Origin of the sequence: Clostridium sp., assembly GCF_051654825.1 — a bacterium.
In the GTDB taxonomy this organism is placed as follows: Bacteria; Bacillota; Clostridia; order Clostridiales; family Clostridiaceae; genus Clostridium.
This window is the reverse complement of sequence record NZ_JBOFYU010000210.1, coordinates 1-2705: the sequence shown is the minus strand read 5'-3', so window position 1 is coordinate 2705 and position 2705 is coordinate 1. Positions and strand designations below refer to the sequence as shown.

Sequence of the window (2705 nt, the reverse complement as noted above, 5' to 3'; positions counted from 1 at the left end):
CGATTCCTAATAGCTGAATCAATTAAAACTTTTGCAACTCCGAATCCTTTAACATGAGTATGACCTTCCTCAAATTTCTTGCTAGTATTATGAATTATAAAACCATTATCAACCTTATAAATCGTATATTCTTTCCTTGTATATATCTTCCTAGCACCACTATTATTATGATGCTTGGGTATTTGTTCCATTATATCCCTTATACCCTCATACTTTTTAGGTAATTGGCTAGAAGTGATACATTGTGCATCCTTCCAAACTTTAACCATTATTTTATCCCCTTGTTAACCGTATTTACATTTTCTCTATGATACTATATTACTACTTTATCATTTGAAAATCAATTGCAATTACAGGTCAAAATCATTGCAATTACTATATTCTTGATTATGTGCAATAAAAAAGGAAGGCTTTGCCCTCCTATCTATTGTAATACTTATTAATATGAATATACCCATTGTCTTTCAAGCTACTAATTATCAAATCGTATGTATAGTTTATATTATATTTCATGATTTTCTCTTTGTACATCTTTCCACATCTCAAGCACTTAAACAATCTAAAAACTTCTATTCCATATAAATTGCCACTACTTGGCTTTACTTCTTGATAATAACTACCCTCATAATCATAATTATGACCAAATATGCACCACATATTATATCAGCTCCATTAAACAATCTAATAATTTTTCTCTTCTCCTCCACACAGTAGAAACCTCATATACATTAATTATATTGGCTACTTGTGTTTGTGTCTTTCCTTCTATGTAATACGCTTCTACTAATATTCCATCATCTTCCTTTAAGCTTTCTAATAATATTTCAGTAATAGCTATATCCTTCTCTAGTTGTTCCTTTTCTTTCTCTCTACGTTCAACTATGTTGTCTAAACTTGATAAATTGCTAGTTTGTATCTTGTCTTTAGAATAATCAATCGCACCTATAACATGATCTTCATCACTCACTAATCCAAGTTCTAACATTTTTAACCTAGCTTTATTCTTCTTAAAGTTCCTAAATAAGTTTTCTATATATTTTTTATCTTTTGTCATTGTCTATATACCCCCATATATTTGTTGTATTAGTAAGGGCATAGTTTCCTATACCCCTATTGTTAATCTATTTCTATATTAGTTCTAATTACTACATATCCTATAATAATCATTGCAAATCTTATCCACGAACCTTGAAACGCACCGTAACTGGCTAAACAAGTAGCACCTATTATATCTTTTATAGTATTAGCCACTAACTCTTTATTATTTCTATCATCTAAATGACTTATATAAACTTTCATATTAATCCCACCTAATCTATAAATTTATGCAATCTACTTTCTAACTTCTTATTATGTGCTTCTACACAATCCTCTAAATTTATTCCTTTTGTATATGCAATACCGTAACAACATTGAATTACGTCCATTAATTCTTCTTTGATATTATCCATGTCATTATCTACCAATGCCCATCTTACCTCAACTACTTCTTCATCTAATTTATCAAGCATGTCTTTTACACTAACATGATTATATATATCTAAATTATGTAATTTCATTTTATCCCTCAATCTTCTCTAAATATTGTACATTAACACACATTTCCTCACCATATTCATACAACTGTACTTCTACATACCTTTCATTGTCATTTATAAACCTATAAGGACTACCAATAACAACTCCTTGATACTTCTCATTGTTCCAGTTAAATATTATCTTATCACCCTTTTTAAAATCCTTAATACTTTTACTCATTCCCTATACCCCCATATAGTTATTTTTTCTTTGGATTATATAATAAATTGATTAATCTTCTATTATTTTTCTTTTGTTCTTTCAACTCTTCTTCAACTAATCCTAATCTGTATTTAGCTTCTATTTCATTTCCTCTATACCTCATTTCTCTCTTTCTTAATACATCATAATCATTTTTAAGAAGATGATAACTTTCATTTGCATAGCTTAAATCTTTTTCTGAATCATACTTTTGTTGTCTAAGAGTACATGAGTAACTATCTAAATTACTCAATGCACCCTCTAAGTATTTTATTTTACTTTCATAATGATCTATAGTATCTAATAATTCTCTATACTTTTTCTTTCGTATAAGCTTCATTAGTTCACCTCTAAAAACTCTTTCATATATGGCAATGACTCAATCCATTTACAAATCATTCCCCATTCATTTTTAAGCCTATGATTTTTCCTTTGATGATATATATTTATAAGTTCAGCGTAATTTGTATTAACTGTTCTTAATTGAAGGAACGATTCCGGAAGTATCCTTTTTCCAGTCCTTACAAATTCGTAATTCTTCGTATCTAAGTATTCAATCCTTAATTCGTTTAAAAGGTCTACCATGCACGATAAAACTTCTTTCTCTTTGTCGTTTTCATAATAAAAATCACTTAATATTATAGGGTTAACAGTAAAAAGTTTATGCATTGTGCTGCATGAGTTCTTTGTATTGAATTTGTACGTGTCAAACTCGGACCAAATGTATCTAGGCAAGTTTAAATCTACCCATACTTGTATTTGTCTTAGGAATTTGCAATGTTCACTTCCACCTTTTATAAGCCTTTTAGCTAAATCCATGTCTTTTTCACCTATTTTAATACACTCGCAAGTAATTCCTATAGGTGTATCAATATTCAAATCGTCATAGCTATCAGATAAATGCCAACTATTCATTGGTGACCTCA

7 protein-coding genes and 1 pseudogene are annotated in these 2705 nt (G+C 29.2%); all 8 read right to left on the bottom strand.

Annotated elements, in window-relative coordinates:
* Positions 1 to 269, bottom strand: a pseudogene (locus ACRDBA_RS12325) (hypothetical protein); the annotation flags it as partial.
* 151 nt (positions 270 to 420) lie between these two features.
* A complete protein-coding gene (locus ACRDBA_RS12320) occupies positions 421 to 657 on the bottom strand; it encodes a hypothetical protein (protein WP_438573221.1) in 237 nt (78 codons plus the stop codon).
* Between the two features lies 1 nt (position 658).
* A complete protein-coding gene (locus ACRDBA_RS12315) occupies positions 659 to 1054 on the bottom strand; it encodes a hypothetical protein (RefSeq protein ID WP_438573220.1) in 396 nt (131 codons plus the stop codon).
* 62 nt (positions 1055 to 1116) lie between these two features.
* The gene (locus ACRDBA_RS12310) at positions 1117 to 1299 is read right to left on the bottom strand and encodes a hypothetical protein (RefSeq protein WP_438573219.1); all 183 of its coding nucleotides are present in this window, start codon (positions 1297 to 1299) and stop codon (positions 1117 to 1119) included.
* An 11-nt stretch (positions 1300 to 1310) separates the two neighbouring features.
* Positions 1311 to 1559, bottom strand: coding sequence for a MazG nucleotide pyrophosphohydrolase domain-containing protein (locus ACRDBA_RS12305; RefSeq protein WP_438573218.1), 249 nt, complete (start codon positions 1557 to 1559; stop codon positions 1311 to 1313).
* Between the two features lies 1 nt (position 1560).
* A complete protein-coding gene (locus ACRDBA_RS12300; protein WP_438573217.1) occupies positions 1561 to 1758 on the bottom strand; it encodes a hypothetical protein in 198 nt (65 codons plus the stop codon).
* 19 nt (positions 1759 to 1777) lie between these two features.
* A complete protein-coding gene (locus ACRDBA_RS12295) occupies positions 1778 to 2119 on the bottom strand; it encodes a hypothetical protein (protein ID WP_438573216.1) in 342 nt (113 codons plus the stop codon).
* The coding region (locus tag ACRDBA_RS12290) for a hypothetical protein (protein WP_438573215.1) at positions 2119 to 2705 on the bottom strand (587 nt) is incomplete at its 5' end. The genes ACRDBA_RS12295 and ACRDBA_RS12290, both read right to left, overlap by 1 nt.